This is a genomic window from Nitrobacter sp. TKz-YC01 (genome assembly GCF_047824785.1).
Lineage (GTDB): Bacteria > Pseudomonadota > Alphaproteobacteria > Rhizobiales > Xanthobacteraceae > Nitrobacter.
On record NZ_CP181167.1, the window covers coordinates 1,087,010 to 1,113,268 of the forward strand.

At 59.4% G+C, this 26,259-nt stretch carries 26 protein-coding genes, 1 tRNA gene and 5 pseudogenes; 23 read left to right on the forward strand and 9 right to left on the reverse strand.

The genetic code is table 11. The features are described from left to right. Positions 1-56 precede the first annotated feature (56 nt). Entirely contained in the window at positions 57-803 is a 747-nt protein-coding gene (locus ACMYR2_RS05115; protein WP_347265286.1) for a hypothetical protein, read from the reverse strand. Between the two features lie 165 nt (positions 804-968). Between ACMYR2_RS05115 and ACMYR2_RS05120 the strand changes: the two genes are divergently transcribed. From ACMYR2_RS05120 to ACMYR2_RS05160, 9 genes are all read left to right on the forward strand, one after another. Next, positions 969-1,214 carry a hypothetical protein gene (locus ACMYR2_RS05120; RefSeq protein ID WP_416193794.1) on the forward strand — a complete coding sequence of 82 codons (246 nt, stop codon included), beginning with the start codon at positions 969-971 and terminating at the stop codon, positions 1,212-1,214. A 297-nt stretch (positions 1,215-1,511) separates the two neighbouring features. Next, entirely contained in the window at positions 1,512-2,492 is a 981-nt protein-coding gene (locus tag ACMYR2_RS05125; RefSeq protein WP_347265285.1) for a c-type cytochrome, read from the forward strand. Then, entirely contained in the window at positions 2,492-6,136 is a 3,645-nt protein-coding gene (locus ACMYR2_RS05130; protein WP_416193795.1) for a nitrate reductase subunit alpha, read from the forward strand. The genes ACMYR2_RS05125 and ACMYR2_RS05130 overlap by 1 nt, the downstream gene beginning before the upstream one ends. After that, positions 6,130-6,834, forward strand: a complete 705-nt coding sequence (locus tag ACMYR2_RS05135; protein WP_416193796.1) for an FKBP-type peptidyl-prolyl cis-trans isomerase — start codon at positions 6,130-6,132, stop codon at positions 6,832-6,834. The genes ACMYR2_RS05130 and ACMYR2_RS05135 overlap by 7 nt, the downstream gene beginning before the upstream one ends. Positions 6,835-6,897: 63 nt before the next feature. Beyond that, positions 6,898-8,439 (forward strand): nitrate reductase subunit beta, encoded by a 1,542-nt coding sequence (narH, locus tag ACMYR2_RS05140; protein ID WP_416193797.1) that lies wholly within the window; start codon positions 6,898-6,900, stop codon positions 8,437-8,439. Between the two features lie 131 nt (positions 8,440-8,570). Beyond that, positions 8,571-9,599, forward strand: a complete 1,029-nt coding sequence (locus tag ACMYR2_RS05145) for a nitrate reductase molybdenum cofactor assembly chaperone (protein ID WP_416193798.1) — start codon at positions 8,571-8,573, stop codon at positions 9,597-9,599. A gap of 34 nt (positions 9,600-9,633) precedes the next feature. Continuing rightward, on the forward strand, positions 9,634-10,311 hold the full coding sequence (narI, locus tag ACMYR2_RS05150; protein ID WP_416193799.1) for a respiratory nitrate reductase subunit gamma: 678 nt from the start codon (positions 9,634-9,636) through the stop codon (positions 10,309-10,311). Positions 10,312-10,548: 237 nt separating this feature from the next. Further along, positions 10,549-11,805 (forward strand): MFS transporter, encoded by a 1,257-nt coding sequence (locus ACMYR2_RS05155; RefSeq protein ID WP_416193800.1) that lies wholly within the window; start codon positions 10,549-10,551, stop codon positions 11,803-11,805. Between the two features lie 111 nt (positions 11,806-11,916). After that, positions 11,917-12,990: a tellurite resistance/C4-dicarboxylate transporter family protein gene (locus tag ACMYR2_RS05160; protein ID WP_416193801.1), complete on the forward strand. Its 1,074-nt coding sequence runs from the start codon at positions 11,917-11,919 to the stop codon at positions 12,988-12,990. Positions 12,991-13,099: 109 nt separating this feature from the next. On the opposite strand, the pseudogene ACMYR2_RS05165 reads toward ACMYR2_RS05160, so the two are convergent. Then, positions 13,100-13,251: pseudogene (locus tag ACMYR2_RS05165) on the reverse strand (IS5/IS1182 family transposase); the annotation flags it as partial. A 7-nt stretch (positions 13,252-13,258) separates the two neighbouring features. Beyond that, positions 13,259-13,651, reverse strand: a complete 393-nt coding sequence (locus ACMYR2_RS05170) for a hypothetical protein (protein WP_416193802.1) — start codon at positions 13,649-13,651, stop codon at positions 13,259-13,261. Positions 13,652-13,914: 263 nt separating this feature from the next. On the opposite strand from ACMYR2_RS05170, the pseudogene ACMYR2_RS05175 reads away from it, so the two are divergent. From ACMYR2_RS05175 to ACMYR2_RS05185, 3 genes and pseudogenes are all read left to right on the forward strand, one after another. Further along, positions 13,915-14,342, forward strand: a pseudogene (locus tag ACMYR2_RS05175) (integrase core domain-containing protein); the annotation flags it as partial. Between the two features lie 57 nt (positions 14,343-14,399). Then, positions 14,400-14,555 carry a hypothetical protein gene (locus ACMYR2_RS05180; RefSeq protein WP_416193803.1) on the forward strand — a complete coding sequence of 52 codons (156 nt, stop codon included), beginning with the start codon at positions 14,400-14,402 and terminating at the stop codon, positions 14,553-14,555. Between the two features lie 154 nt (positions 14,556-14,709). Then, a tRNA-Met gene (locus ACMYR2_RS05185) sits at positions 14,710-14,786 on the forward strand. Here ACMYR2_RS05185 and ACMYR2_RS05190 read toward each other — a convergent pair. After that, positions 14,743-15,894 (reverse strand): recombinase family protein, encoded by a 1,152-nt coding sequence (locus tag ACMYR2_RS05190; RefSeq protein WP_416194062.1) that lies wholly within the window; start codon positions 15,892-15,894, stop codon positions 14,743-14,745. The genes ACMYR2_RS05185 and ACMYR2_RS05190 overlap by 44 nt on opposite strands. On the opposite strand from ACMYR2_RS05190, the gene ACMYR2_RS05195 reads away from it, so the two are divergent. Beyond that, positions 15,835-15,975 carry a hypothetical protein gene (locus ACMYR2_RS05195; RefSeq protein ID WP_416193804.1) on the forward strand — a complete coding sequence of 47 codons (141 nt, stop codon included), beginning with the start codon at positions 15,835-15,837 and terminating at the stop codon, positions 15,973-15,975. The genes ACMYR2_RS05190 and ACMYR2_RS05195 overlap by 60 nt on opposite strands. Positions 15,976-16,035: 60 nt before the next feature. Here the strand turns inward: ACMYR2_RS05195 and ACMYR2_RS05200 are convergent. From ACMYR2_RS05200 to ACMYR2_RS05215, 4 genes and pseudogenes are all read right to left on the reverse strand, one after another. Beyond that, positions 16,036-16,404, reverse strand: a pseudogene (locus ACMYR2_RS05200) (recombinase family protein); the annotation flags it as partial. A gap of 12 nt (positions 16,405-16,416) precedes the next feature. Next, positions 16,417-16,617, reverse strand: coding sequence for a hypothetical protein (locus tag ACMYR2_RS05205; protein WP_416193805.1), 201 nt, complete (start codon positions 16,615-16,617; stop codon positions 16,417-16,419). A 246-nt stretch (positions 16,618-16,863) separates the two neighbouring features. Beyond that, entirely contained in the window at positions 16,864-17,304 is a 441-nt protein-coding gene (locus tag ACMYR2_RS05210; RefSeq protein ID WP_347265047.1) for a GNAT family N-acetyltransferase, read from the reverse strand. A gap of 62 nt (positions 17,305-17,366) precedes the next feature. Next, on the reverse strand, positions 17,367-17,633 hold the full coding sequence (locus tag ACMYR2_RS05215) for a DUF1778 domain-containing protein (protein ID WP_347265046.1): 267 nt from the start codon (positions 17,631-17,633) through the stop codon (positions 17,367-17,369). A gap of 407 nt (positions 17,634-18,040) precedes the next feature. Between ACMYR2_RS05215 and ACMYR2_RS05220 the strand changes: the two are divergent. The 6 genes and pseudogenes from ACMYR2_RS05220 to ACMYR2_RS05245 all read left to right on the forward strand — a co-directional run. Next, positions 18,041-18,691: pseudogene (locus ACMYR2_RS05220) on the forward strand (ParB/RepB/Spo0J family partition protein); the annotation flags it as partial. After that, a pseudogene (locus ACMYR2_RS05225) lies at positions 18,669-18,836 on the forward strand (biopolymer transporter ExbD); the annotation flags it as partial. The pseudogenes ACMYR2_RS05220 and ACMYR2_RS05225, both read left to right, overlap by 23 nt. Next, positions 18,833-19,630, forward strand: coding sequence for an energy transducer TonB family protein (locus ACMYR2_RS05230; protein WP_416193806.1), 798 nt, complete (start codon positions 18,833-18,835; stop codon positions 19,628-19,630). The pseudogene ACMYR2_RS05225 and the gene ACMYR2_RS05230, both read left to right, overlap by 4 nt. Continuing rightward, positions 19,627-20,202 carry an invasion associated locus B family protein gene (locus tag ACMYR2_RS05235; RefSeq protein WP_347265044.1) on the forward strand — a complete coding sequence of 192 codons (576 nt, stop codon included), beginning with the start codon at positions 19,627-19,629 and terminating at the stop codon, positions 20,200-20,202. The genes ACMYR2_RS05230 and ACMYR2_RS05235 overlap by 4 nt, the downstream gene beginning before the upstream one ends. A 104-nt stretch (positions 20,203-20,306) precedes the next feature. Next, the gene (locus ACMYR2_RS05240; protein WP_347265043.1) at positions 20,307-20,741 is read left to right on the forward strand and encodes a hypothetical protein; all 435 of its coding nucleotides are present in this window, start codon (positions 20,307-20,309) and stop codon (positions 20,739-20,741) included. A 12-nt stretch (positions 20,742-20,753) separates the two neighbouring features. Then, on the forward strand, positions 20,754-21,689 hold the full coding sequence (locus tag ACMYR2_RS05245) for a LysR family transcriptional regulator (RefSeq protein WP_347265042.1): 936 nt from the start codon (positions 20,754-20,756) through the stop codon (positions 21,687-21,689). Here ACMYR2_RS05245 and ACMYR2_RS05250 read toward each other — a convergent pair. Further along, entirely contained in the window at positions 21,686-21,937 is a 252-nt protein-coding gene (locus tag ACMYR2_RS05250) for a PepSY domain-containing protein (RefSeq protein WP_347265041.1), read from the reverse strand. The two genes, ACMYR2_RS05245 and ACMYR2_RS05250, sit on opposite strands and share 4 nt — an antisense overlap. Positions 21,938-22,206: 269 nt before the next feature. On the opposite strand from ACMYR2_RS05250, the gene trbB reads away from it, so the two are divergent. The 4 genes from trbB to trbE are packed head-to-tail and all read left to right on the forward strand — an operon-like array spanning position 22,207 to position 26,248. Continuing rightward, positions 22,207-23,205, forward strand: a complete 999-nt coding sequence (gene trbB, locus ACMYR2_RS05255) for a P-type conjugative transfer ATPase TrbB (RefSeq protein ID WP_347265040.1) — start codon at positions 22,207-22,209, stop codon at positions 23,203-23,205. A 50-nt stretch (positions 23,206-23,255) separates the two neighbouring features. Then, entirely contained in the window at positions 23,256-23,534 is a 279-nt protein-coding gene (locus tag ACMYR2_RS05260) for a TrbC/VirB2 family protein (protein WP_416194063.1), read from the forward strand. After that, positions 23,534-23,803 (forward strand): VirB3 family type IV secretion system protein, encoded by a 270-nt coding sequence (locus ACMYR2_RS05265; RefSeq protein WP_347265313.1) that lies wholly within the window; start codon positions 23,534-23,536, stop codon positions 23,801-23,803. The genes ACMYR2_RS05260 and ACMYR2_RS05265 overlap by 1 nt, the downstream gene beginning before the upstream one ends. A 9-nt stretch (positions 23,804-23,812) precedes the next feature. Further along, positions 23,813-26,248: a conjugal transfer protein TrbE gene (gene trbE, locus ACMYR2_RS05270; RefSeq protein ID WP_416193807.1), complete on the forward strand. Its 2,436-nt coding sequence runs from the start codon at positions 23,813-23,815 to the stop codon at positions 26,246-26,248. The last annotated feature ends 11 nt before the right edge of the window (positions 26,249-26,259 follow it).

Sequence of the window (26,259 nt, forward strand, 5' to 3'; positions counted from 1 at the left end):
TGGCCTTGTCGGCGGACTGATGCGTCACCGCCCTCGGCGGGATATTGTCAGGCCGATCAATCCTCTTGCGCGCTCTCCAGGTCTTTCACCTTGAGGCCATGCTCGATGAAAAAACGGTACTGCCTGGAATTCTCTTCGTAGAACGGCTTGTCCTCAACCGGCCCATACAGCTCAAAGGCGTAGTTATTGAACTCGCCGGACGGCGACTCGTCCTTGAACGAGGACAACTCTAAAATCACACCGAAGGACGGCGCGCGCAGAACCTTCAATTGATCGATCAGCTTGGATGCGGCCTTCTCCGACCTCCGCTGCAACGTGATCACCGCCGGCGGCCAGTTCTGATGATCCGGAAATGAGCATACGACCGAATACAGGCGCGTGGCGGCAGGCGGGGAATTGGGGTCGTTCGGATTATAGCTGCCTCGTTTACTCAGTCCTGATGCCGTCACCGTCCGGCCGGTCTTCCAAGTGACTTCGTCGCCGCTCTTCAGCTTGACCGTAAACTCGGTATCGGCCGGGATCCAATGCTTGCTGTCATCTGCGCGAGCTAGAATTCCGCCGCCGGCCTCCCGCGGACGCCACAAGATGAAGCACCAGTTGATGAAAACCGGGCAGATACGAATGGACGATCCGATGCTCCGCCCCAGCAGGCTGTGCCAAAATTCGCCTTCCCTGGCGTTTTCGAATTGAGCAAGTTCGGGCGATGAAGCCTGAAGCAGCTTCAGTCGCGGCACTTCCACGCTACCAAGACTGCCCAGACCCGGATGGTCCAGCAGGAACGCAGGCAAGCGCGACTTAGCCATGTTAGTCTCCTAGGCCGTGGGAGGGAGTTTCCGGCGCATGATCGGGGATTTCGCGCCGGGCTTCAATGGAATTCGGACTAAAACCGGATTGATGGCCGGCCACCGCGACGCCGAACCAGGGCCGCATTGCTAATAGTCCTCGTCTGGATCCGGCGAGACGATGATATGGCGTCGGGAGCTTTCCAGGAATCGAACCAGATCCTGTTCGGCGTTGCAACGGCAAATCAAAATGAACGGGCGCCACCTGCAACCGCTCCCACCTGCAATCGCTCGGTGATGAAGAAACAGCATTACAAAACCGCCGATGGTTGTTCGGTCGGCTCGCTGGTCATTCGGTCTCGAATGCCGGGCCTGCCGCGTCATTTTAGCGGTTTGTACATTACATTACTTATTACAGGCCCCTTATTATAAAGGACTGACGAGCTGAACAAGGAAGCGTAATCTGAGAGTGTGCCTGACTGAATTGCGCAATTCGATCGGAAACAAACGCTAAGTCAGCCGTTGTTCTCTAATGCTGCTTCTGTATGACGAAAAAAATGCACATTTGGAGGATCAACGCCCTTGCGTTTTCTAACGATTCTAGTCTAGCATAAGCCTACCGTCGCCGATCATGTGGGTCTGAGAACGACGGGTCACGAGCGGGAAACGTCTGTTGTCTTACATAAAGTTAACGCCCGCCCGATCATATGGATCTGAGGACGAGGGATCATGAGCAAAAAGCCCCTAGCGTCGTGGCGATTTATGCCCGTTGTTGCGCTAGCTACGACAGCCATATGGGCAGCGTTGCCGACAGTGGCTAACGCAGCCGATGCAGCGGCAGGTAAGAAATTATTCGATGATAAGACGTGCAGTGCATGTCACAGCATAGGCGGGGGGGATCTTGTCGGTCCCGACCTGAAGAATGTCACGAAAGAGCGTCCTCGCGAGTGGCTGCATGAATGGATCATGAAGCCCGACGCAATGATTGCGAAGAAGGATCCGGTCGCGGTCGAGCTCCTCGCCAAGTATAACGGCATGGAAATGCCTAATATGGGGCTCTCCTCTGCGGAAGTCGATAATATTATCGCATTTCTCGAGGGTGGTGGTGTGGGTGCATCCTCGGCTGCTGCGGCGCCGGCTCTCAAGGGTAATGCTGAGAACGGCAAGAACCTGTTCACGGGTAATGAGAAGTTCGCCAATGGCGGTCCGCCCTGCATGGCTTGTCACAGTAGCGGTGGTCTCGGCGCGTTCGGCGGTGGTGCGCTCGGTCCTGATTTGACTGAGGCGGCAAAGCGGCTTGGTGGAGCGAGCGGGTTGACCGCTTGGTTGGCTGGTCTGCCTACCCCGACGATGAAGGCGGTTTGGACGAAGCAGCCGCCGACTCCGCAGGAGCGTGCAGACGTTGCTGCTTTCCTGTCTCAGGAAGGTTTGGCTGTCCGTTCGGCTTCCGCGATATGGCAGCTTGCGGGCCTGACCGGGTTGGGCGCCGTGGTTCTTTTGCTGATCGCAGGATTCAGGTGGCGGAACCGATTGAAGTTCGGTGTGCGGCGACCGATGATGGCTGCGCCTACTACCGGACGAAGCACCGGTCCATATAATGGCGGTTGGTTTACGGGTATGTATTCCGACGGCTGGATCGGAAGGTTTAAGGGTACTGACGGCAATAGCAATAGGCCTCGCGGCCGGACGAACGCACCGAGGAGACACTGATGAGCTGGATACTTGACCTCGTTAATCCCCGGGAGCGCAAGTGGGAAGAGTTCTACCGCAATCGCTGGTCCCACGATAACGTCTTCCGCAGCACGCATGGCGTGAACTGTACGGGTGGTTGCTCCTGGGCGATCTACGTCAAGGACGGCATCATCACCTGGGAGATGCAGCAGACGGACTATCCGCTGCTTGAGCGCAGCCTTCCGCCCTATGAGCCGCGTGGCTGCCAGCGTGGCATCTCCGCTTCGTGGTACGTCTACAGCCCGATCCGGGTGAAGTATCCGTACGTTCGTGGTCCGCTTTATGATCTTTGGAAGGAAGCCAAGGCTTCTCACCCTGATCCGGTGCAGGCCTGGGCGTCGCTGGTCGGGGACGAGCAGAAGCGGTCTCGAATTCAGAAGGCGCGTGGCAAGGGTGGCTTCCGCCGCGCCAAGTGGGAAGAGTTGGTTGAGTTGATTGCTGCGGCAGCCCTGTATACGGCCCGCAAATACGGACCGGACCGGGTGATGGGCTTCTCTCCCATTCCGGCGATGTCGATGCTGTCGTACGCTGCGGGTTCTCGCTTCCTGCAGCTCTTCGGCGGCGTGAACATGAGCTTCTACGACTGGTACGCCGACCTGCCGACGTCGTTCCCGGAAATTTGGGGCGACCAGACCGACGTGTGCGAAAGCGCCGACTGGTACAATTCGAAGTTCATCGTCTCGATGGCGGCGAACATGAACATGACGCGGACCCCCGACGTGCACTTCATCTCGGAAGCGCGCACCGAGGGCACCAAGTTCGTGGTTCTCTCGCCGGACTTCAGCCAGATCGCGAAGTACTGCGACGAGTGGATTCCGATCCAGGCGGGTCAGGACACGGCGCTGTGGATGGCGGCCAACCACGTCATTCTCAAGGAGTACTACATCGATCGTCAGGTGCCGTACTTCATCGACTATGTGAAGCGCTATACCGACCTTCCGTTCCTTGTCGAGCTGGAGCCCAACGGCAACACCTACAAGACGGGCCGGCTGCTGCGATCCAATCGCGTCGCACGTTACAAGGACGTCGAGAACGGCGAGTGGAAGATGCTGGTGCTCGACACTGCCACCGGCGAGCCGCGCGCGTTCAAGGGCCAGGTCGGCGACCGCTGGGGCTCCACGCACGGCAAGTGGAATCTGTCGGCGGAAGACACGCTCGACAACAGCCCGATCGATCCGGTGCTGAGCTTCATCGATCAGTCCGACGGCGTGGTGCAGGTCGGGTTCGACGACTTCGTGAACGGCAGCGTCGTTTCGCGCGGCGTTCCGGTCAAGCGCATCGCGACCGACAAGGGCGAGGTGCTTGTTGCGACCGGCTTCGACATCATGATGTCGCAGTTCGGTCACAGCCGCGGCCTGGAAGGCTCGTTCGCGACCAGCTATGACGATGAGGACGCGCCCTACACGCCGGCATGGCAGGAGCGTCACACCGGCATCGGCCGCGAGACCGCGATCAGGTTCGCGCGTGAGTTCGCGACCAACGCGGAGCTCACCAACGGCAAGTCGATGGTGATCGTGGGCGCCAGCGCCAACCACTGGTACTACAACAACCTGTGCTACCGGTCGGCGACGGTCGCCTTGATCCTGTGCGGCTGCTGCGGCGTCAACGGCGGCGGCATCAATCACTACGTCGGCCAGGAAAAGCTGGCGCCCGTGGCTCCTTGGAATACCATTGCTATGGCTTTGGATTGGACCAAGCCGCCGCGCGTCGTGCAGTCGTCGACGTGGCACTATGCCCATAGCTGCCAGTGGCGCTACGAGCAGGAGTTCACCGAGTATGGCCTGACGGCTCCGAACCCGCGATGGGCCAAGGGTCACGCGATCGATCTTGAGGCGAAGTCGGTTCGTTGCGGCTGGATGCCGTTTACGCCGCACTTTAATCGTAACCCGATTGAATTGGCTGCTGAGGCTGAGCGTGCAGGTGCGAAGAGCACTGCAGACATTGTGACTCACGTTGTAGATCAGGTGGCCAGCAAGAAGGTCAATTTTGCTATCGATGATCCTGATGCCGAGGAGAGTTGGCCTCGGATGTGGTTCATCTGGCGCGGTAACGCGATCCAGTCGAGCGCCAAGGGTCACGAGTTCTTCCTGCGTCACTATCTTGGTGCTCACGATAACTCGATTGCCGAGGATCGTGCTAAGGGTAAGACGCAAAGGGTGAAGTATCGGGACACAGCGCCTCGCGGAAAGTACGACTTGGTGGTCGACTTGAACTTCCGCATGAATACGACGTCGCTTTATTCTGATATCGTGCTGCCGACGGCGTTCTGGTACGAGAAGAACGATCTCAACACGACGGACCTGCACTCGTTCCTGCATGTGCTGGGGCAGGCGGTTCCGCCGGTGTGGGAGTCCAAGACGGACTGGGAGATCTTCAAGCTGATCTCCAAGAAGGTAAGCGAGCTTTCTCCGCTTGCGTTCTCCAAGCCGGTGCGTGACGTGGTCGTTCAGCCGCTGATGCACGACACCCCCGACGAGCTGGCTCAGCCCGAGATTCTCGATTGGGCCGAAGGCGAGTGCAAGCCTGTACCAGGCAAGTCCTTCCCGCATGTGCGGGTGGTCGAACGTGATTACGCGAACTTGTATAACAAGTTCATCTCGTTCGGACCAAAGGCGCGGGAGGATGGTGTCTCTGCGGTCGGCGTGAACATTCCGATCAAGAAGCAGTACGACCAGATGCTTGATAACCCGATCATGCCGATGCCGGATGCGAGGCATATGCGGTGTGTGGAGTGGGGCGGCAAGCGTTACCCGAGCCTCGAGGATGTTCTTGACGCGTGCAACACGTTGTTGATGTGTGCACCGGAGGCGAATGGTGAGGTTTGCTATCAGGGCTTCCATAACGAGGAGCATCACGTCGGTCTGCCGCTTGTTGATATCGCCGAACCCACGCGAGGCGTGTCGTCGACGTTCTACGATCTGACGCGTCAACCGCGGCGGATCCTGACAAGCCCGTGCTGGACGGGCCTGGTCAACGATGGCCGCGCATACTCCGCCTGGTGTATGAACGTCGAACGTCTGGTGCCGTGGCGTACGCTGACGGGCAGGCAGTCGCTGTATCTCGATCACCAGTGGTATCTGGACTTCGGCGAGCACATCCCGACCTACAAGCCGCGGCTCAACCCGCGCAAGACCGGCGACATTGTGAAGAGCCGGGTGGATGACCGCTCGCTGGTGCTGAACTACATCACGCCGCACGGCAAGTGGAACATTCACTCCACCTACAAAGACAACCATCGAATGTTGATGTTGTCTCGCGGCATGGATCCGGTGTGGATCAATGACCGGGATGCGGAAAAGGTCGGTATCGAGGACAACGATTGGGTCGAGGTCTACAACGACAACGGCGTGGTCGTGACGAGAGCGAACGTCAGCCGTCGAATCCAGCCGGGCACCTGCATGTATTACCACGCAGTCGAGCGCACGGTGTACATTCCGAAGTCCCAGGAGCGGAAGTGGCGCGGCGGAGGACACAACAGTCTGACGCGTACTCGCATCAACCCGCTGTTCCTCGCCGGTGGCTACGCCCAGTTTACGTACGGCTTTAACTACTGGGGACCGACTGGTATCTTCACACGCGACACCCATGTCGTCGTGCGCAAGATGGAGAAGTTGGAATGGTAGGTGAGATCGCGACGCATGATAATGATCATGATAACGACCATCATCATGATCACGATCATGAATCGGCTCCGGTGCACTTCGGTGCGCCCGAGCGGGTTAGCGTCGGGAAATACGTGACCATTAACTACACGCTGCGGACTAACGGTCAGATTCGTCACATTCGTTCAGCTGTATGGGGCGATGAGCCGTTAGAGTATCAGCATGGAAGTGGACGGCTGTTGCCCGCCCTCGAGCGAGCGCTCGAGGGTAGGGTTGCAGGCGATCGATTTGAAGTGACGTTGCCGCCCGAAGAGGCTTATGGAGAACGGGACAAGGCGTTGCAGCAGCGAGTGCCGGCTGAAACGTTTGGCGGTGTAGATCAAATTGAGCCGGGAATGTGTTTTCTTGCGCACAGCGACGACGAGCGCCGAGTAGAGAACGTGATTGTTACCGAGGTCGATGAGGATAACGGGTATGTGGTAGTTGACACCAATCACCCGCTTGCCGGCATGACACTTGAGTTTGAGGGTAGTATCGTGGCAGTACGGGATACTCCAACCCCAGCAGGGCACCAGCATATTGATCCGCTGATGGCTAGCATGGGTGATGGACTTGCGTTGGCTGCTGCGCAAGCAACAGTGGATTCGCGCCGCAAGCGGAGTGATGAGCCTTCTAACTCAACAGGGCCTGATTCCGTCGATGAGAATGGTGGCGCATAAGTGCGCAACGACACTCGAGAATGAAGTCATAAGAACGAGCCATAGGAACGAAGGAGTAGACACATGGACATCCGAGCTCAAGTTTCGATGGTCTTTCACCTGGACAAGTGCATCGGTTGCCACACCTGCAGCATCGCGTGCAAGAACATCTGGACCGATCGCAAGGGCACCGAGTACATGTACTGGAACAACGTGGAGACCAAGCCGGGTACGGGTTACCCGACACGTTGGGAAGACCAGACCAAGTATCGCGGCGGCTGGGTGGTTGACGGTCAGAGGCAGAAGAGCCTTCGGCTTCGGCTGCAGGGCAAGTGGGGAACGCTGACCAACATTTTCTACAACCCCTATCTGCCGACGCTCGACGATTATTTCGAGCCGTGGACCTACGATTACCAGAACCTGATCAATGCGCCGCTGGCTGACGAGCAGCCGACCGCGCGGGCGATCTCGATGGTGACCGGCAAGTACATGGACACGATCGAGGCGGGCCCGAACTGGGACGACGACCTCGGCGGTTCGCAGGTCTACGCCAACAACGACCCGAACTTCGACGGCGCTTCCGATGAGGAGATGCGCCAGATCAACGAGATCAACAGCACGGTGTTCTTCTATCTGCCGCGCATCTGCAACCATTGCCTCAATCCGGGCTGCGTTGCGGCCTGCCCGCAGGGCGCGCTCTACAAGCGCGGTGAGGACGGCGTCGTGCTGGTGAGCCAGGAACGCTGCCGCGCCTGGCGCATGTGCGTCTCCGGCTGCCCCTACAAGAAGACCTATTTCAACTGGTCGACGGGCAAGGCCGAGAAGTGCATCCTGTGCTATCCGCGTCTTGAGAGCGGCCAGCCGCCGGCGTGCTTCCACTCCTGCGTGGGACGCATCCGGTATATCGGCCTCGTGCTTTACGACGCGGATGCGATCGAGGAGACGGCGAAGTCGCCGCAGGACCAGCTGGTGATGGCCCAGCGCAACATCATCAAGGATCCGTTCGACCCGGAGATCATCGCGGCCGCAAGGGCCAACGGGATTCCGGACTCCAAGATTGAGGCGGCGCAAAAGTCGCCGGTATTTCAGTTCGTGAAGAAGTGGGGCATCGCGCTGCCGCTGCATCCGGAGTTCCGCACGCTGCCGATGCTGTTCTATGTGCCGCCGCTGGGACCGGTTCTGGCCAAGGTCGAGAACGGTGTTTACGACAATGTTGCCAATGAGGCGCGGCTGGGACCGTTGATGAGCTCGCTCGAGCGCTCGCGTATTCCGCTTCGTTACATGGCGAGCCTGCTGTCGGGCGGTAATGAGGAGATCATCCGCGACGTCTACAAGAAGCTGGTTGCGGTGCGCGTCTACATGCGTTCGAGGAAGGTCAAGGACATCCCGGACGAGGAGGTGCAGCGGGCGCTGTCCGAAGGCAAGACCACCGCGGCGGAAGTCGAGGCGATCTGGCGTCTGACATCGATGCCGACCTTCGAGGAGCGTTTCGTGGTTCCGCCGATGGAGCGCGAGACGGCGGTTGACGCCCTGTTCCCGCAGCTCGATCCGGTCTCCCATAACTACCCGATCCGCAAAGGCGAGGTCGGCGTCGGCTTCCATACCGATCCGGCAAGAGGACCATAGGCCCTCCTGCCGCACGACAAGGCGCGAGACGGTTTTCGGATCATGCATCCGGCCCGTCTCGCGAGATTAACCGTCTGAAGTTTAGACCGCTCCTATTGTCTGTTTAGTACCTAAGGCTCGAAGCAAAGATCATGAGTCGTTTTTCTCATCGTGCAGAGGTCTTGTATTCGAACCGCGCCAAGGTTTTGGGGTTGTTTGCCGATATTCTCGATTACCCTGTTCCAGGTTTGGGGCAGAAAGCATCCGAGTGTGGCGCATTGATAAGATCGGTGCAGCCACAAGCGGCGGCATTATTGGAGAGCTTTCGAGCTTTTGCCGAAGATACGTCGGTGGGAAAGCTGCAGGAAGTTTATAGTGGTTTTTTTGATTTGAATTCGATATGTCATCCATATGTTGGTTACCAGCTTTTTGGGGAGAATTATAAACGTAGCGTTTTTTTAGTTGAGCTTAAGAAAAGCTATCGCGCGAATGGATTCGAGTCTGATCCCACGGAAATGCCGGATCGCCTGTCGGTTGTATTGAGGTTTGCTGCCCAGAATGATGGCGACGACATTGATGCTTTATTGAATAAAGGAATGCTGCCGGCGCTTGAACGGATGACAACGAAGCCGGAAACCGAAAGTCATCAGCATGGACCGGCTGATATTGATGGGGATACCGGTATCGAACGTGCGAAGTTAGATGATCGTGACCTGCGAAAGCAGCTAAAGGCTCAGCAGCGAGAAGCTCGGAAGTTGCTTGAAGGACAGAGTCAGGGAGACGATCGTCAGCAGCTCAAAGGGCAAGGCCAGGGTGATGTTCTGGAGGGTGGATTTCTCTTGGCCATGAGTGAGGACTACGATGTCGAGGAAGCAGAGAAGCGAGCGCATCCTTACCATCAAGTGCTGGATGCCTTACGACTTTTGCTGAACGAAGGCATGACCAAGAAGCGTGCCGACCGCTCAATTGAGCAGGAGCGTGTCCTTAGCTGGACGCGGGAGCGTTTTAATCTCGACGAAGACGAGACGATCATGGTGTCTGAGCTTCCTTGTTCTGATCCTGGTTGTCCGCCGGTGGAAACGCATGTCGTGTTCTGGACACAATCGGGCCGACAGCATTTCAAGGTGTATAAGCCACTTGCGGAGGTCGCAGCAGACGACCTGCTGGATTGGCAAGCGTGAGAGGAATGTCCCATGAGTGACGGAGGCAAATTCTATGTATGATGTATTCCTGTTCGCGGTTCTGCCATACTTGGCGATCGTGGTAGCGGTTCTCGGTGGTGTTCATCGTTACAGGACGAATCGCTTTTCTTATTCGACGTTGTCTTCCCAGCTTCTGGAGAACCGCCGTTTGTTCTGGGGGTCTGTACCTTGGCACTACGGCATTGTGGTTGTCCTGTTTGCGCATTTGATTGGGTTTCTTGTTCCTGGTATGTGGTCAGCTCTAACATCGACCCCTACGGCGCTCTACACGGTTGAGTTGATAGGCTTTGCGTTCGGCTTCGCTGCGTTGATAGGTCTGTGCGTTTTGATAGTACGTCGATTTACGACGGAGCGAATTCTAGCTGTGACTAGCCCGATGGATGGTGTACTGCTTGTTGCGCTGCTCGTCCAGGTTGCGCTTGGTTTTTGGGTTTCACTGGCGTATCGATGGGGCGCTGACTGGTATATCGATACGGCTGTACCGTGGTTGATTTCGCTCGTGTCTTTGAACCCGCAAACTCATTATGTATCAGCATTGCCGTTTGCTGTTAAGGCGCACATGCTCACAGGGTTCCTTGTGATCGCGCTGTTCCCATTCTCGCGGTTGGTGCATTTGATTATGTTCCCCTTCTGGTATTTGTGGCGTCCCTATCAGATCCAGATTAGGAATACTGTGAGATCTGCGCATTAAGCACTTGGCGAAGTTGTTGGATTTGGTTAAAATGGAGGTCTCGCCGGCGAGCTACGCTCGCCGGCGAGAACTGTGAGTTGGTTGTGTATGTCGAAGAGATCGAACGATCGGGACCGCGGCGTGGTTGATCCAGCGGCTGGTAGCCTTAGCTTGGTCAACAATCTAGGCAGGTAGCCCGTTTTCTTAGAAGCAACGCAAGCTTAACAGCTAGGTACATTTTCTTTGTAGGAGCTACCGGTGGAACAGTCAGCTGGCAAGGTTGAGACGTCGGGCGAACCGCAGGGCAACGCGCGAGTGTTGTGGATATCGACCATGGCGTTTTCGCTAGGGTTCGCTATATGGGGAATGTTTTCGGCGCTCGCGCCGTTTTTGATAGAGTGGTACCATTTTACAAGCACGCAAGTGCTTGTGTTGGCCGCTATGGAGCCGCTTTTCGCGGCTGCCATCAGTATTCCACTCGGCATTTGGACTGACAAGTTTGGCGGACGGACGGTGTTTACTATTTTGCTCGTCTTGCTTTCAGTGGTTCTGATTTTGGGAACTTTCGCGGAAGGTTACTATTCCTTCTTGTTCCTAGGGTCGATGCTTGGGCTCGGTGGAGCGACCTTCGTGGTGGGTAACGCTCATGTTTCCTCTTGGTACCCGAAGTCCAAACAGGGTACTGCCTTGGGACTGTTTGCCTTGGGTAATATCGGGATTACCTTTGGTATGATGGCCGTTACCTTCGTCATTACGAGCGTTGCTGACCAGAGCGACCCGGAAGGTTGGCGTATCATATTTCCGATTTTTGCTATTCCTACGTTGGTTATGGCGGCGATCTATATGTTCTTCACTTCTGATCCGCCAAACAGGAAGCTTAAGAATACGTCGACACGAGAGATTTGGGCTGTCTATCGGTCTGGTGTCGTCGTATGGCTGGTGCCAGGTCTCTATTGGGTGGCTTTCGGCACATTGGTTTTCTTCGCGTCTACGATGCCGACTTATTTGGTCGACCACTGGCGCGTTGACGCTACCTCGGCGGTAGCATTTTACACGCCGGTGTTGGTGGTTTGTGTAGCAATTACTCGGCCGCTGGGCGGCTGGGCAGCTGACCGCTACGACGTGCTGACGCTTTTAAGTTGGATGTTCGGCGCTATGTCGATCCTCGCGGTGCTGATGGCGTTGCAGCTATCTTTCAGCTTGGAGCTCGTAGCGATCTATGGGTTGGCGTTGTTGTCAGGCGCCGCTGCTGCTGCGGTGATTAAGCTGATCCCGATCTATTTTGAGCACGTCGGCGCGGTCAGCGGGTTGGCGAAGGCGGCGGGTGCGGCTTGTGGTTTCACGATGACAGCTGTTCTAGCTGCGAGCAATTTTCTCGTGGGAGGATATACACTTGGGTTTGTCGTCTGGGCATTGATGAACATGGCAGCTTTTTATGTGTCATTCTCTCGAGTGGGATTCAGAGATGTCAAGCCGATTGGTGCTCCGATAGCCGAAGCCGTGCCTGCTCACTGAGTCGCTTCAGATTTGCTATAGGGTAAGTTAGTCAAGGCGAGTATTGTCACCGCCCTTAATGTGGGCGGTGACAAATATCGGTGCAGAGTGTAAGGGGGTTGGTAAGGTCTCGTGCAGCGGATCGACTCATCTAAACGTCGCTTCCGGCTTAGCATGCCCGGTGCTCGGCGCCTTTCACCAGCGTATTTTGCGTTGGTGATGGCTACAGGGATCGTCTCCATTGCCTCAGAGAAAGCTGGCTTTCATGCGATTGCCGTTACTCTTCTGTGGTTGAACGCGACTCAGTTCGTGATCCTCTGGGTCCTCACGTCGTGGCGACTCATACGCTACCGACGAGCTCTGATTGTTGATTTGACAGACCACCGATCGGCGCCGGGTTTCCTTTCCGCGGTGGCTGCTACAGGTGTGATGGCAAATCAGTTCATACTTGCGGGCGCATTGGACATCGCGCTGGGGCTTTGGATTTTCGGTATCCTCCTTTGGGTTATCCTAACTTATACAATTTTCGCTAACTTGACGATCATGGAAGCTAAGCCAACCATCGATCAGGGGATCACTGGGGCTTGGTTGCTTGCCGTGGTCTCGACCCAGTCAATCTCTCTCCTGAGTGCGCTTCTCGCGCGGCATATTCACCAACCCCTCCGGTTGGACGTCAATTTTCTAGCGCTTTCGATGCTGCTGTGGGGCGGCATGCTTTATATCTCGATTATCTCATTGATTTTCTATCGCTATATGTTCTTTAAGTTTTCGCCTGCAGACTTCGTTCCCTCGTACTGGATAAACATGGGGGCGATGGCAATTTCAACGCTTGCGGGTTCTCTCTTGATTGAGAATGCGGCAGATGCATGGTTCCTAGAAGAGCTGCTTCCTTTTCTCAAGGGCTTTACAATCTTCTTTTGGGCTGCTGGTACGTGGTGGATACCGCTTCTTATCATCCTGGTTGTCTGGCGGCATTTGTATCGGCGATTCCCTCTCAGGTACGACCCGGCGTATTGGAGCGCGGTCTTTCCGTTGGGAATGTACACCGTCTGCACTTATGAGATGGCTGGTGCTATGCGATTGGAGTTTCTACGTCCGATCGCGGATGTGTTTGTCTATGTGGCTCTGTTGGCTTGGGCGGCCGCTTTCTTTGGTCTCGTCAAGAAACTCGCCAGCAATCTGAGTCCCGCACGCATCTCTCGCTGAGGACCAACGAGAGCGTGTCCTGTGATTAATGAAATCGATTGTGATGTGACTGCGCGGCTTGTTGCTGATTCAAACCCGATGCTCGTTGCGCTGTTCGGGAGAACTGAACAGCCGGAGCTTTGACCGAGTGGCTGTCAAGCACCCCCGGTTTCGCCTCCCGGCCGCGGCGCGACCGATCATCAGGGTGATCCCGTGAAGGGTGCGAAACATCAGACGTCTCGCCAATCGACGAAACCACCAATACACTATCTGCCAGCGCGGAAGCCGATCAAGCGCTGATCACGCGGACAGCGCCCACGCAACCGGGCCATGCTGGTCGAGGTCCCGGTTTCATCAATGAAGATGAGACGGCTACGATCAAGCGGCCTTTGCCGCTCCTTCCACAAGGCGCGCGCGGCCGCCACGTCCGGACGATCCTGTTCGCTCGCGTATTGGCTTTTTTGAAGCTGATGCCGTTGCGATCGTCGAAGCTCCAAATCGCGGTGCCGCTGACCACAATGCCGCGCTCGCAGAGCAAAGCGCGTATCTCTTCCAGGGTGATGTCGTCTTGCTGCCGGATCAACTCCAGCAGAATGTCCCTGGCGAGGCTCCAGAACAGCCCGGCGATGGCCCGCACCGGACTTCGGGCCATCGGCGGTCGCGCCGGAAATGCTGCATCCACTTGATCGCACTGCTCTCGCTGATCGAGAATGTTCGGGCCACTGAACGGGCCGACAGCCCGCTCAGCACGGCTTTGATGACCCGTTCACGCAAATCAGCCGAATAGAGCTTCGTCATCGCCACCTCCGTATCAGGACAGCGAATCTTCAACCTCATCACAAAAATAAGGAACTCCGAGTCCCCTCATTCCGAAAAGGCTCTAATCCGAAGACCGTCGCCAAGTGGCGGAGGCGGACCTTTGTCCACGATGCGCCGATGGGTCCACGCGGGCTCAAATCCGACGACGTGCTGCACTGCCTGGCAGACTTGTTCATCGTGCACGGACCACCGGAGCATGTTCGCTCCGACAATGGGCCGGAGTTTGTTGCCGGGAACGTCCGCCAGTGGCTCGGCAAGGTCGGCGGGAAGACTTTGTATATCGAGCCGGGCTCACCCTGGGAAACGGCTATTGCGAGAGCCTCAACTCCAAACTCAGAGACGAACTACTGGCCGGTGAAATGTTCTCGACTCTGCACGAGGCGAAGGTGCTGATCGAGCGCTGGCGCCGTCACTACAATGCCGTCAGGCCGCATTCTTCACTCGGCTATCGTCCGCCAGCGCCCGAAATGATCTTGCGGTCAGCGTCTGGCCTGTCCCACGCTCCGCTCCGGTCAGCCCAGATGCTGACCGACAGCGGCCGGATTCTAACTTAATCCTTGGTATCGCGACGAGGGGCAGGCCAGATCACCTAGTATCGCATTCCAAGAGGTGTGGACGAAAAGAAAGGTATGATGGTGATGATGATCTTCAAAATGCGGGCTTTGAGCCGCGAAAATGGTGCTGCTTCGTATCAGGCCGAGGAAGCCGATCGAACCGGAAATGAGCTCGCTTCTGCACTCATAAAAATCAGGAAATGTGAAGCGTAGCCCTTTCCAAAGCGAGGGTGGATTGGTACATGTGCTTCGTACTCGGGTGTTCGCCCGAGCTGTCTTCTCAGTCATTCGCGGACGAGAATTGAACGGCGCTTAGGTGTCGATCGACTGTTGCCGGGTATGATTTGAAGGACGAAAAGAAGCTTAACGCGGGGTGGAGCAGCCCGGTAGCTCGTCAGGCTCATAACCTGAAGGTCATAGGTTCAAATCCTATCCCCGCAACCACCGATGCCTGCGATAGCAGGTCGTCCAAAACCCCGACTTCCGAAAGGACGTCGGGGTTTTTTTTGCCCGCCGCAAACCGCAGAATCGCGGCCAGGTCGCCGCGCAGGAGGATCGCGAGCGTGCCGCCCTCCGGAACGAGGTCTACCCGGCTGACCAGAGACCGGAACGTCTCCGCAGCCTGGGCCTTGGTTTCCTCGCTCTGTAGGTCCCGGTAAAGGGCGGCGATCTTCTGGTGATAGACCTCCGCCATGTTCGGGTGCAGTAGGGGCGGCGGTTCCTGGGCGTTGGCCAGAAGTTCGGTCAACTCGGCCTTCCGCCCCTCAAGGCGCTTCATATCCGAGACGATGGCCTCGATAGGTCCGCCCGTCTTGATCGCGGTGAGCAGTTTCTGCAACTCGTGTTCAATCCGCTGGGATTCGCTCCGCCAGGACTCAAGGTCTGTGCTGCGCTCGATCCGGCGACGGTTCACCTCGCGGGTGAACTCTTGGCAGAACTCCTTGAACAGGTCCGGCGCCATCAGGTGGGTGTTCAGCCCCGTCAGGATCGACTTCTCGAGCGCGTCGCGCCGGATGTTCAGCCGATTGTCACAGGTCCCCTTGTTGCGCGCCGTCGCGCAGCCAAGCAGGTCCTTCGAGATCATGGTGTAGCCGCCACCGCAGCAACCACACCTGACGAGACCGGCAAACAGGTGCTTCGGCCGTCGGCGGGCGTTCAGGGTATTCTCCCCGGTTTCCGACGGCGGCACGTAGGCCAGCCCACGCTGGCGTTCCTTCGTGGCCTCCCAGACCTCCTGTTCGACGATGCGCAGTTCGGGGACGTCCTGTAGAACCCACTCACTCTCCGGGTTAAGCCGCGAAACGCGCTTACCCGTGTCCGGGTCCTTGATGTAGCGCAGCCGATTCCAGACTAGCTTGCCGACATACAGCTCATTGTTGAGGATGCCGATGCCGCGCTTCGGATTGCCATGGATCGTCGACGGTCCCCATTCGCTTCCCTGCGGCCCGGACACACCCTCCCGGTTCAGCGTCATCGCGATCGTGCGCGATGATTGACCAGCCAGATAATCCGCGAAGACACGACGGACAACGTCGGCCTCAGCCTGATTGATCGTGCGATCGCCGCGGATCGCTTCGCCGTTCGCGTCGAATTGCTTGACGACATCATAGCCGTAGCACAGCCCACCACCTGACTTGCCGTCTTCGACACGCCCGCGAAGTCCGCGGCGCGTTTTGTCAGCCAGGTCCTTGAGGTACAGCGCGCCCATCGTTCCCTTGAGACCGATGTGCAGCTCGTTCACTTCGCCTTCCGACAAAGTGACGATGTTGATGCCGACAAACCGCATTCGCTTGTAGAAGCCGGCGATATCCTCTTGGTCGCGCGACAGCCGGTCAAGCGATTCCGTCAGAACGAGATCAAAGCGACGCTTGAGGCCGTCCGCGATCAATTCTTGAACGCCGGGCCGCAGAAGCGATGCCCCGGAAATGGCCCGATCGGTATAACTGTCAACGATCTTCCAACCTTCACGGTCGGCGCGAGCACGGCACAGCCGAAGCTGATCCTCGATAGAGGCGTCGCGCTGATTGTCCGATGAATAACGGGCGTAAAGCGCGACCTTCATGAGACGACCTCCCTATTTACGGAGGCGGTCGCGGGACGCGCGCTCCCATTCCGCGTCGACGAACTCCCGTGCGGCTTGTCGCGCAAGCAGGCGGACAAGCGCGACGAGGCGCGGGTCGGTCTTTGTGGGGTCGTAAGCCTCCGCGCGCTCGGATGGCACGAGAACCAACCGCACGCTCTCGGCTGTCGTCCTTCTCCGTCTTGCCAACGCCATCGCCTCGTCGCCGAGCGGCCCATTCCGCTCACGACGAACTGTGCCGCCAAGATCGACATTTGAGAATGCGCATTCCCGGTCACGTCAGCGGTCTCCCACGTAGCGCGCTCGCCAACGACGCTTTGCTTCGCAAATGATCGTAGTTTCTGCGGCAGAAGCAGCGAGCGCTGTCGTAAAAATACTTGTTTCTCGCGGTTTGTCATGCGGCGGGTATCCACCGCCACCCAAGTCGAGAACGTTTCTATTTTACTCTGCGTCGAAGCCATTGCGCACCAGATCCTTGATCCGAACAATCATGCTGCGTCGCGGATCATGTGGTAGCTCCTCGAAACCGAAGCTCTGATAATAGCGCCGCACATCGTCATCGAGCGGATGCGTTAGCACGCCGTAGCAGCCGATTTCCTTTGCCATGCCCACTGCGGTTTTCAGCGCGTAGAACATCAGCGACCGTCCAACGCCCATGCCCTGAAATCGCGCGTCGACCGCAAGTTGGCCGAGCAGGAAAATCGGAATGTTCTCCGGCCGGTTCCGTTGCGATGCCTTCGGCAGGAACTCACGCTCGATATGACCTACGCTGAGCGTGACGTACCCAGCGATCATTCCAGTTTCCGCGTCGCGTATAACCGTGCTTCGCGATACGTCGATTTGTTGGTTGCGCCAGGCATGCCGACGAAACCATTGGTTCATCGACTCGCGCCCGCAATCGAAACTGGCGCAGTCGTCTGTCTCCTCAAGCTGCCGCGGTGGCGTCAGTCTTGCCATACCGGGCGGCTCTTCGAGAGCTTCTTCAGCGCCGGAATTTCCTTGGCGGGACTGTTCACCCACGCCTCGAATTGCTTCCACTTCGCGGCCGGGATCGTCACGCGAGTCTGCTGAAGAAGGTCGATCTCAGCCGCTTCCACCGCCTTGCGGCGAATGAAGTCGCTCAGATTAGTGCGAGATTGATCCGCCGCGGCCTCAAGCAGCTCACGTTCCTTCTTGGACACCCGCACGCTCACAGGAGCAAGATTGGACATGATGGCTCCTTTCATGTTCGTAGGACAATAGCATACGGCCGCGCCAAAGGCCAGCATTTTTTCGACAACCGGCAGCGTCCAGCACCATCCGGACTGACACTGAAATTGCGGAGCGCTTCGCGCGCTTCGTCGTGATCGGCTGCGGCTGAAGCCTTGCCGATCCAGAGGGGAAGCCAAGGGGTCTTACCCCTTTCTCCCCTCAAATGCCGCCTGCGCGATGGCAGGGCCGCGCGCCCGCAAGGCGGCGCATCGTCGCCACTCTTCCAATCCTTCCGATCCACCTCGCTTGCCGCGCAGCCCGGCCATGCTCGCCGGCATTTTGCCCCTCCCGTCCCCGCGCGCTCACGCGCCCCCGGGAGGCATGTCGGGGACATGCCTCCGGCAGGGACAGAGAAAGGATTGGAACAATGGCTAGGACATCGAAGAAGGCGAAGACCGCCACGGTCGCGGCGGTGGAAGCAGCGGCGGACGTGGACGTTCGCAGCGTCGGGAACGCGGCGGCGGAAGCCGTTGCAGCGGTGGAGACCAGCCCGGAAGCCGCAGCGGTTGCGGCGAGCGGCGAGACGGTTTTCATTCCGCTCAACAAGTTGAAGAAGTCGCCGCGCAACGCACGCAAGACCCCGCACAGCGAGGCGGACATTGAAGCCTATGCGGCCAGCATCGCCGCCAAGGGCATCCTGCAAAATCTCGTGGTGGAGCCGGAGCGTGACGAGGGCGGCCAGCCAACCGGCTGCTATTTCGTCACCATCGGCGAAGGCCGCAGGCTGGCGCAGTTGCTGCGCGTGAAGCGCAAGCAGATCAAGAAGACGGAAGCCATCCGCTGCGTCGTCGACACAGCGAACGACCCGTTCGAGATCAGCCTTGACGAGAACGTCACGCGCACGGCCATGCACCCCGCCGACCAGTTCGAGGCGTTCCGCGAGCTTGCGGAAAATCGCGGATGGGGCGCGGAAGAAATCGCGGCGCGCTTCGGCGTCACCGCGCATGTGGTAAAGCAGCGGCTTCGGCTTGGCGCGGCCAGCCCCAAGCTGATGCAGGTCTATCGTGACGGCGGCTTATAACGAGCTGATGAAGGTGATGAACCTGTTGCGCGAGGCCGGCTATCTCAAGATCGCGCTGGTTGGGCTGGAGGATACCGGACAGGTGCAAGCAGGTGGCGTGGCCGCCGGTAGCAGTGCGCCAGCGGCGGCGACCAAGCCATGAGGATCGACTGGCGCGACCCGGACGGCCGGGCCGGCGATGATGTGAGCCGGGCAGCGGCGCTGCGCTGGACCGCGGCCGGTCTTGCGGTGGTGGCGCTGCATGCCGGCGGCATCTGGCTGGCGTTACACTGGCCGGCGCAGGCCGAGACGCCGGGCGATCCGCCGGCCGCGATCATGATGGAGCTGGCGCCGCTGGCGGTGGCGCCGGAGGTACCGCAGCAGGACATCGCGCCGGGGCCGCAGATGGAGGAGGCCGAGGAGGAGCAGCCCGAACCGGAGAAGCCGGTCGAGGACAAGCCAGATCCGACGCCGCCGGAAGTGAAGGAGGCCGAGCTCAAGCCGCCGCCGACGCCGAAGGTGGAGAAGGCGGAGGTGGTGCTGCCGGCCAAGACGGAGCCGCCGAAACCGAAACCGAAGAAGAAAAAGAAGAAGGCGCCGCGCACCACCGCGCCGCAGAGTTCACAGGCGCAGCGCGCCGATCGCGCCGCCGCGCCCGCGGAAGGTATGGCCTCGTCGATGTCGCCGAGCTCCTGGCGCGGCGCGCTGATGGCGCACGTCAACCGCCACAAGCGTTTCCCGTCCGGTGCGGCGGGGGCGGGTGTTGCGACGGTTGCGTTCACGATCGACCGCTCTGGCCGCGTGCTGTCGGCGCGCCTGGTGCGCTCGGCCGGCGACGCCGCGCTCGACGCAGAAGCCGCCTCGCTGCCGCGTCGCGCCAGTCCCGTTCCCGCCCCGCCGCCCGATGTCGGCGGCGGTTCAATCACACTCGCCGTTCCAATCAGGTTCAGTCGATGATCTCAGAAAATCTCACACGAACACGCCTGCTCACCTTTGCCGCCGCGATCACAACCGCAACGATGACTGCGGCTCAGGCCCAGCAACCGGCCGTGCATCAACCGGCCACATCAGCGGCAACGCTGCCGAACGGTGCCTCGTCGGTGAACGAGACCTTCGGCGACTGGACCGTCGATTGCCGGATCGTCGAGCGGCGCAAGCAGTGCTTGTTGTCGCAAGCGCAGGGCAACAAGGAAACCGGCAGGCGGGTCTACGCCATCGAACTGAACCCTGCCGTGGGCGGCAAGGTCGATGGCACCATCCTGATGCCGTTCGGGCTCAATCTCGATGCCGGCGCGGTGCTCAAGCTCGACGACAAGGACCTCGGCAAGGGACTGCGCTTCTCCACCTGCGTGCCGCAAGGCTGCCTGTTGCCGGTGAATTTCCCGGCCGCGGCCACCGACGCCATGCGCAAGGGCACGAAACTCGTGGTCGCCTCGCTCAACCTCTCCAGCAACGAGGCCGTCACCTTCAACGTCTCGCTCAACGGTTTCGGTCCCGCGTTGGCGCGCGCAACAGAACTCGCAAAATAGCGACAGTCGAGAGAACCGGGTTTGACGAGATCATGCTCAATCAAAAGACAGGCCAGGGTTGCAACGCAGTTGAGTCAAACATCCACCAAATCAGGAGATTGCCCATGCTGACGCTGGTTAAGGATGATCTCTCCGTCCAGCAGGATTCGCTGCCGCCTCAACGCGATTACAACCGGCGTCGCTTCCTCTCATGGCTCCGCGACGAGGTGGCGATCCTGCGCACGCTCGGTATGGATCATCGCCGCATCGCCGCGCAACTTGATATCGAGGAACATGACGTGCAGGCGTTCTGTCCGAAACCGAAGGAGAAAATCCTGCGCCGCAACCTCAGCCGACGCGCCGTTGAGGCTCTCCTCCATGGCCGCCACGCCTCGCTCGGCGGCAGGACCGTCGCCAAACGCAGCCGCCATCTCGACGTGATCGCAACCGCCTACACCTGGGATGAGCTCATGTCCGAATCCGGGGTCGGCACGGTAACAGCTTCCGAAATCCGGCTCTGGCTCGAGGAGCGAGGGGCCGCGCTTCGATCATCGGAATAGGGGGGTGTGGCGATGGCCGTCGAGGTGTCCCACCTGCGCTATGTGGTCGCCGCCGCCGAACATCGCAGCTTCAGGCGGGCCGCAGCGGCGCTCAATATCACCCAGCCGACCTTGAGCAAGCGCATCCGTGAACTTGAAAGCCGGCTTGGCGTCTTGCTATTTGAACGCTCAACGGGCGGCGCGCGTCTGACTGCCATCGGCCGGGATTTTGTAGCGACAGCGCGACGTATCCTTTGTGATCTCTCGTTTATTGAGAACCAGGCCAAGGCCGGCAAGAAAGGTGACACCGGCCGGCTGGATATTGGCCATTACACCTCGCTCTCGTCCGGCCCTCTGCAAGAAACCATCGTGACGTTCACCACGTTGCATCCGATGGTCGATTTTAATCTCAATGCGCATTGTCGCACCGATCTTTTGTCGCTTCTTGATCGGGGATCAATCGATGTTGCCATCATGCTCGGCGAGTCGAAAGGACAAGACTATGCTCACATGAGCCTGTGGTCTGACCGGATCATGGTGGCGTTTCCTAAGGTTCATGCGCTCAGCGATCGCGATTTTGTCTATTGGACCGACCTCAAAAATGAGCGCTTCCTGATAAGCATCCGTGATCCGGGACCAGAACTCGAAGATATCCTTCTCAGCAAACTTGCCGCTCCTGGCGATCGTCCTCGAATTAAGACGATTAATGGGAAACGAGAGGACGTGCTGAGCATGGTGGACGCCGGTCGCGGCATCAGTTTGATCTGTGAATCCGCGACCGGCAACGTTGTGAACGGCACGGTTTACCGCGAGGTGCGCGATGGCAACGGACCGACCCGGGTCGGGCTTGTCGCCTACTGGCGTCACAATAACGACAACCCCACCATCAAGCAATTTCTAGCTCTGCTGCCCACTCACGCGACTATTTCATCGCCTGCAGCAATCGCTCACGTCAGCACTAAGAGTTAATCCTCGAGCTTCTTGCTGATCAGGCGAAACGACGTATCGAAATCGAAGTCATACCGCTTGCTATCGGGGCACTCAGCTTCATCGATTTCAAATTTTCCGTTATCGAACTCCATTTTTCCGCCTGTACAGCCTTGCGCCTGTAATGCCTCAACGAGTTTAGATCTCTCTTCCTCTGTCACTGCGCGTCCGGCCTGCAGAGCAGTTGATGTCAGAATAGGCATCGCGAGGGTCGTGAGAATGGTTCGCATCGAAAGCCTCCTATCTCTACGATCGGTCAGTTTCGAACATTGGGGTCAGATGTTGCCGGTATATGGCTGAGTAGTGTCGCAGCCATGCGTTTGCCCCGGCGGGAATCAAGCCGGACTACTCGCCAAAGTTCCTCTACGAAGCCCCCTGTATTTTTTCGCTCCGCTACGATGAGCCTTTGACGCTTGTTGCGTAGCCGCGTTTCCTGCCTTTTCTATTCATCCCCGATGTCCGGCCCGAATCGACAGGCCGACGCAGCGCCGGGGGTAATATGGGGATTTCAACTCCCAAGGCAGAAGCGGTCACGCGCGGTGCCCGCATGCTACGTACGGCGCTCGGGCCGGACATCGCCAAATTCCTGGAAGATCCCGGCATTGTCGAGGTGATGCTCAACCCCGACGGTCGGCTTTGGATCGATCGTCTGTCGGAAGGTCTGTCCGATACCGGGGCGATCCTTGGCCCCGCCGACGGCGAGCGCATCATTCGTCTGGTCGCCCATCACGTCGGCGCGGAAGTCCATTCCGGATCGCCGCGCGTCTCGGCCGAACTGCCCGGAACGGGAGAGCGGTTCGAGGGGCTTTTGCCGCCCGTCGTCTCTGCGGCGGCGTTCTCGATCCGCAAGCCGGCAATCGCGGTGTTTACGCTCGATGATTATGCGGCGGCCGGTATCATGACGTCGGCCCAGGCGGCGGTCTTGCGCAAGGCCGTTGCCGAGCGCCGCAATATTCTCGTCGCCGGCGGCACCTCGACCGGCAAGACCACGCTCACCAACGCGCTGCTGGCCGAGGTCGCCGAGACCACCGATCGCGTGGTGCTAATCGAGGACACTCGCGAGTTGCAATGCAAGGCGCGCAACCTGGTGGCGCTGCGCACCAAGGATGGCGTCGCGACACTGTCCGATCTGGTGCGCTCTTCGCTGCGCCTGCGCCCCGACCGTATTCCGATCGGGGAGGTTCGCGGCGCGGAGGCGCTCGATCTTCTCAAGGCGTGGGGCACCGGACATCCGGGTGGCATCGGCACCATCCATGCCGGTACCGCGCTCGGCGCACTGCGCCGCCTTGAACAACTCATCCAGGAAGCCGTCATCACCGTGCCCCGCGCATTGATCGCGGAGACAATCGACATCGTCGCGGTGCTTGCCGGCCGCGGCGCACAGCGTCGTCTGGCCGAGCTTGCCGTCGTCGCCGGATTAGATCGGGCGACCGGCGATTATCGCGTTCTGTCGTCCGCGACCCACGACCGCCTCACCCCCACAGGAGATCATCCATGATCGCGTTCACGCGCACGCTGCGCTCACGAACTGCCAGCCTCATCACCGCCATGACCGTCAGCGTCATGATGACAAGGCCTGCTCATGCAGCTGGTTCCTCGATGCCTTGGGAGGCGCCGCTGCAAAAAATCCTGGAGTCGATCGAAGGTCCGGTCGCCAAGATTATCGCAGTGATCATCATCATCGTCACCGGCTTGACGCTGGCGTTCGGCGACACATCTGGCGGATTCCGACGGCTGATCCAGATCGTCTTCGGCCTGTCGATTGCCTTCGCGGCGTCGAGCTTCTTCCTGTCCTTTTTCTCTTTCGGCGGTGGAGTGCTGCTGTGATGCAGGCGGCCAACTCCATTCCCGGTTTTCACGCGCCCGTGCATCGTGCGCTGACCGATCCCATTTTGCTGGGCGGCGCCCCGCGCGCGGTCGCCATTGCCAACGGCACGCTTGCGGCAGCGGTCAGTTTGGGATTGCGGCTGTGGTTGATCGGGATCGTGCTGTGGGCGACAGGGCATTTCGCGGCGGTGTGGGCGACCAAACGCGACACCCAGTTCGTCGACGTGGTGCGCCGTCATCTCCGCTATCCCACATACTTCCGGGCGTGAGGTTTGTTCATGATGAACCTCGCCGAATATCGTAATCGCACGGCGCACCTTGCTGACTATCTGCCGTGGGCGGCGCTGGTCGCCGGCGGCGTCGTCCTCAACAAGGATGGATCGTTCCAGCGCACCGCGCGCTTTCGTGGCCCAGACCTCGACAGCGCAACACAGGCCGAATTGATCGGAACCACCGCACGGCTCAACAGTACGCTGCGCAGGCTGGGCTCTGGCTGGGCGGTTTTCGTAGAAGCGCAGCGTAGCCCGGCGACCGCCTATCCGGACAGTGTCTTTCCCGATCCCGCATCCGCTCTGGTCGATCTTGAACGTCGCGAGCAATTCAAAGCTGCCGGCGTTCATTTTGAGAGCCGCTACTACCTCACGTTTCTCTGGATGCCGCCGGCCGAAGATGCCTCGCGCGCCGAGAGTTGGCTGTACGAGGGGCGCGAGGGCGATGGTGTCGATCCGCACGAGTTGCTGCGCGGCTTCATCGACCGCACCGACCGCGTGCTGCAACTGTTCGAGGGCTTTGTGCCGGAGGTCGATTGGCTCGATGATGGCGGGGCGCTGACCTATCTCCACTCCACAATCTCGACCAAACGCCAGCGTGTCCGCGTCCCCGAGACGCCCATGCACCTGGACGCCTTGTTGGCCGATCAACCGCTGGTCGGCGGCCTGGAGCCGCGGCTGGGCGGTGCGCATCTGCGTACGCTCACCGTGATCGGATTCCCGACGGCGACGCATCCCGGCATCCTCGACGAATTGAACCGGCTTGCCTTTGCCTACCGCTGGTCGACCCGCGCGATCCTGCTCGACAAGACGCAGGCCGTGAAGCTGCTCACCAAAATCCGCCGGCAGTGGTTCGCCAAGCGCAAGGGCGTCGCCGCGATCCTCAAGGAAGTCATGACCAATGAGGCGTCGGTGCTGGTCGACAGCGACGCCGCCAACAAGGCCGCGGATGCCGATATCGCGCTACAGGAGCTGGGCGCCGATGATGTTGGACAGGTTTATGTCACCGCGACCGTCACAGTGTGGGACGAGGACGCCAGTGTCGCGGCCGAGAAGCTGCGTCTGGTTGAGAAGATTATTCAAGGCCACGACTTCACCTGCATCGTTGAAGGCGTCAACGCGATCGAAGCCTGGCTTGGCTTGTTGCCTGGCCACGTCTACGCCAATGTTCGACAGCCGCCGGTCTCGACCCTGAATTTGGCGCACATGATCCCACTTTCTGCGGTGTGGGCCGGCGAGGTGCGGGACGAGCACCTCAAGGCGCCGCCGCTGTTTTTCGGCCAGACCGAAGGCGCGACGCCATTCCGCTTTTCGCTCCATGTTGGCGACGTCGGACACACACTGGTGGTCGGTCCGACCGGTGCCGGCAAGTCCGTGCTGCTGGCGCTCATGGCGTTGCAATTCCGGCGCTATCCGCACGCGCAAGTCTTCGCCTTCGACTTCGGCGGCTCGATCCGCGCGGCCGCGCTCGCCATGGGTGGCGATTGGCATGATCTCGGCGGCGGCCTGTCCGGCGGCGCGGACACCTCCGTCTCGCTCCAGCCGCTCGCCGGAATCCAGCATACCCCGGAACGCGCCTGGGCCGCGGATTGGATCGTCGATATCCTGACCCGCGAGCAGGTCGCGGTGACGCCGGAGCTGAAGGAACATCTCTGGGCGGCGCTCACCTCGCTCGCCAGCGCCCCGGTCGGGGAACGGACGCTGACCGGCCTTGCGGTGCTGTTGCAGTCTTCGAAACTGAAACAGACATTGCGGCCATATTGCATCGGTGGCGCCTATGGTCGCCTGCTCGATTCAGAACAGGAACGGCTCGGCGAAGCCTCTGTTCAGGCTTTTGAGACCGAAGGACTCATCGGCACTGGCACGGCCGGCGCGGCTCTGGCCTACCTGTTTCATCGTATCGAAGGCCGGCTCGACGGACGACCGACGCTGCTCATCATCGACGAAGGTTGGCTTGCGCTGGATGATGGCGGCTTTGCCGCGCAGTTGCGCGAGTGGCTGAAAACCTTGCGCAAGAAAAATGCCTCGGTCGTCTTCGCCACCCAGTCGCTCTCCGACATCGACGGCAGTCCGATCGCACCGACGATCGTCGAGAGTTGCCCGACGCGGATCTTCCTTCCTAATGAGCGTGCTATCGAGCCGCAGATCACCGCGATCTACCAGCGCTTTGGCTTGAACGACCGCCAAATCGAGATCATCGCGCGTGCCACGCCTAAGCGCGACTACTACTGCCAATCCCGCCGCGGCAACCGCCTCTTCGAGCTTGGCCTCGGCCCGATCGCGCTCGCCTTCTGCGCGGCGTCTTCAAAAGCCGACCACGCGCTGATCGATCGCGTCTTGGCCGAGCACGGTCATGATGGCTTCGTCCACGCCTGGCTCGCCGCCCACGAGTTGCTGTGGGCCGCCGACCTCATCCCCGACCTGATCAACCTGGAGGCACCATGAGCACCCAGTCA

Bases quoted from the DNA above. Each gene is read 5' to 3' on its own strand.
- ACMYR2_RS05260 (WP_416194063.1), top strand. From the start codon at position 23,256: ATGACCGTCAGCGTCATGATGACAAGGCCTGCTCATGCAGCTGGTTCC.
- narI (WP_416193799.1), top strand. From the start codon at position 9,634: ATGTATGATGTATTCCTGTTCGCGGTTCTGCCATACTTGGCGATCGTG.
- trbE (WP_416193807.1), top strand. From the start codon at position 23,813: ATGATGAACCTCGCCGAATATCGTAATCGCACGGCGCACCTTGCTGAC.
- ACMYR2_RS05135 (WP_416193796.1), top strand. From the start codon at position 6,130: ATGGTAGGTGAGATCGCGACGCATGATAATGATCATGATAACGACCAT.
- ACMYR2_RS05125 (WP_347265285.1), top strand. From the start codon at position 1,512: ATGAGCAAAAAGCCCCTAGCGTCGTGGCGATTTATGCCCGTTGTTGCG.
- ACMYR2_RS05265 (WP_347265313.1), top strand. From the start codon at position 23,534: ATGCAGGCGGCCAACTCCATTCCCGGTTTTCACGCGCCCGTGCATCGT.
- ACMYR2_RS05130 (WP_416193795.1), top strand. From the start codon at position 2,492: ATGAGCTGGATACTTGACCTCGTTAATCCCCGGGAGCGCAAGTGGGAA.
- ACMYR2_RS05215 (WP_347265046.1), bottom strand. From the start codon at position 17,633: ATGTCCAATCTTGCTCCTGTGAGCGTGCGGGTGTCCAAGAAGGAACGT.
- narH (WP_416193797.1), top strand. From the start codon at position 6,898: ATGGACATCCGAGCTCAAGTTTCGATGGTCTTTCACCTGGACAAGTGC.
- ACMYR2_RS05240 (WP_347265043.1), top strand. From the start codon at position 20,307: ATGCTGACGCTGGTTAAGGATGATCTCTCCGTCCAGCAGGATTCGCTG.
- ACMYR2_RS05245 (WP_347265042.1), top strand. From the start codon at position 20,754: ATGGCCGTCGAGGTGTCCCACCTGCGCTATGTGGTCGCCGCCGCCGAA.
- ACMYR2_RS05230 (WP_416193806.1), top strand. From the start codon at position 18,833: ATGAGGATCGACTGGCGCGACCCGGACGGCCGGGCCGGCGATGATGTG.
- ACMYR2_RS05120 (WP_416193794.1), top strand. From the start codon at position 969: ATGGCGTCGGGAGCTTTCCAGGAATCGAACCAGATCCTGTTCGGCGTT.
- ACMYR2_RS05145 (WP_416193798.1), top strand. From the start codon at position 8,571: ATGAGTCGTTTTTCTCATCGTGCAGAGGTCTTGTATTCGAACCGCGCC.
- ACMYR2_RS05235 (WP_347265044.1), top strand. From the start codon at position 19,627: ATGATCTCAGAAAATCTCACACGAACACGCCTGCTCACCTTTGCCGCC.
- ACMYR2_RS05115 (WP_347265286.1), bottom strand. From the start codon at position 803: ATGGCTAAGTCGCGCTTGCCTGCGTTCCTGCTGGACCATCCGGGTCTG.
- ACMYR2_RS05210 (WP_347265047.1), bottom strand. From the start codon at position 17,304: ATGAACCAATGGTTTCGTCGGCATGCCTGGCGCAACCAACAAATCGAC.
- trbB (WP_347265040.1), top strand. From the start codon at position 22,207: ATGGGGATTTCAACTCCCAAGGCAGAAGCGGTCACGCGCGGTGCCCGC.
- ACMYR2_RS05250 (WP_347265041.1), bottom strand. From the start codon at position 21,937: ATGCGAACCATTCTCACGACCCTCGCGATGCCTATTCTGACATCAACT.
- ACMYR2_RS05205 (WP_416193805.1), bottom strand. From the start codon at position 16,617: ATGGCGTTGGCAAGACGGAGAAGGACGACAGCCGAGAGCGTGCGGTTG.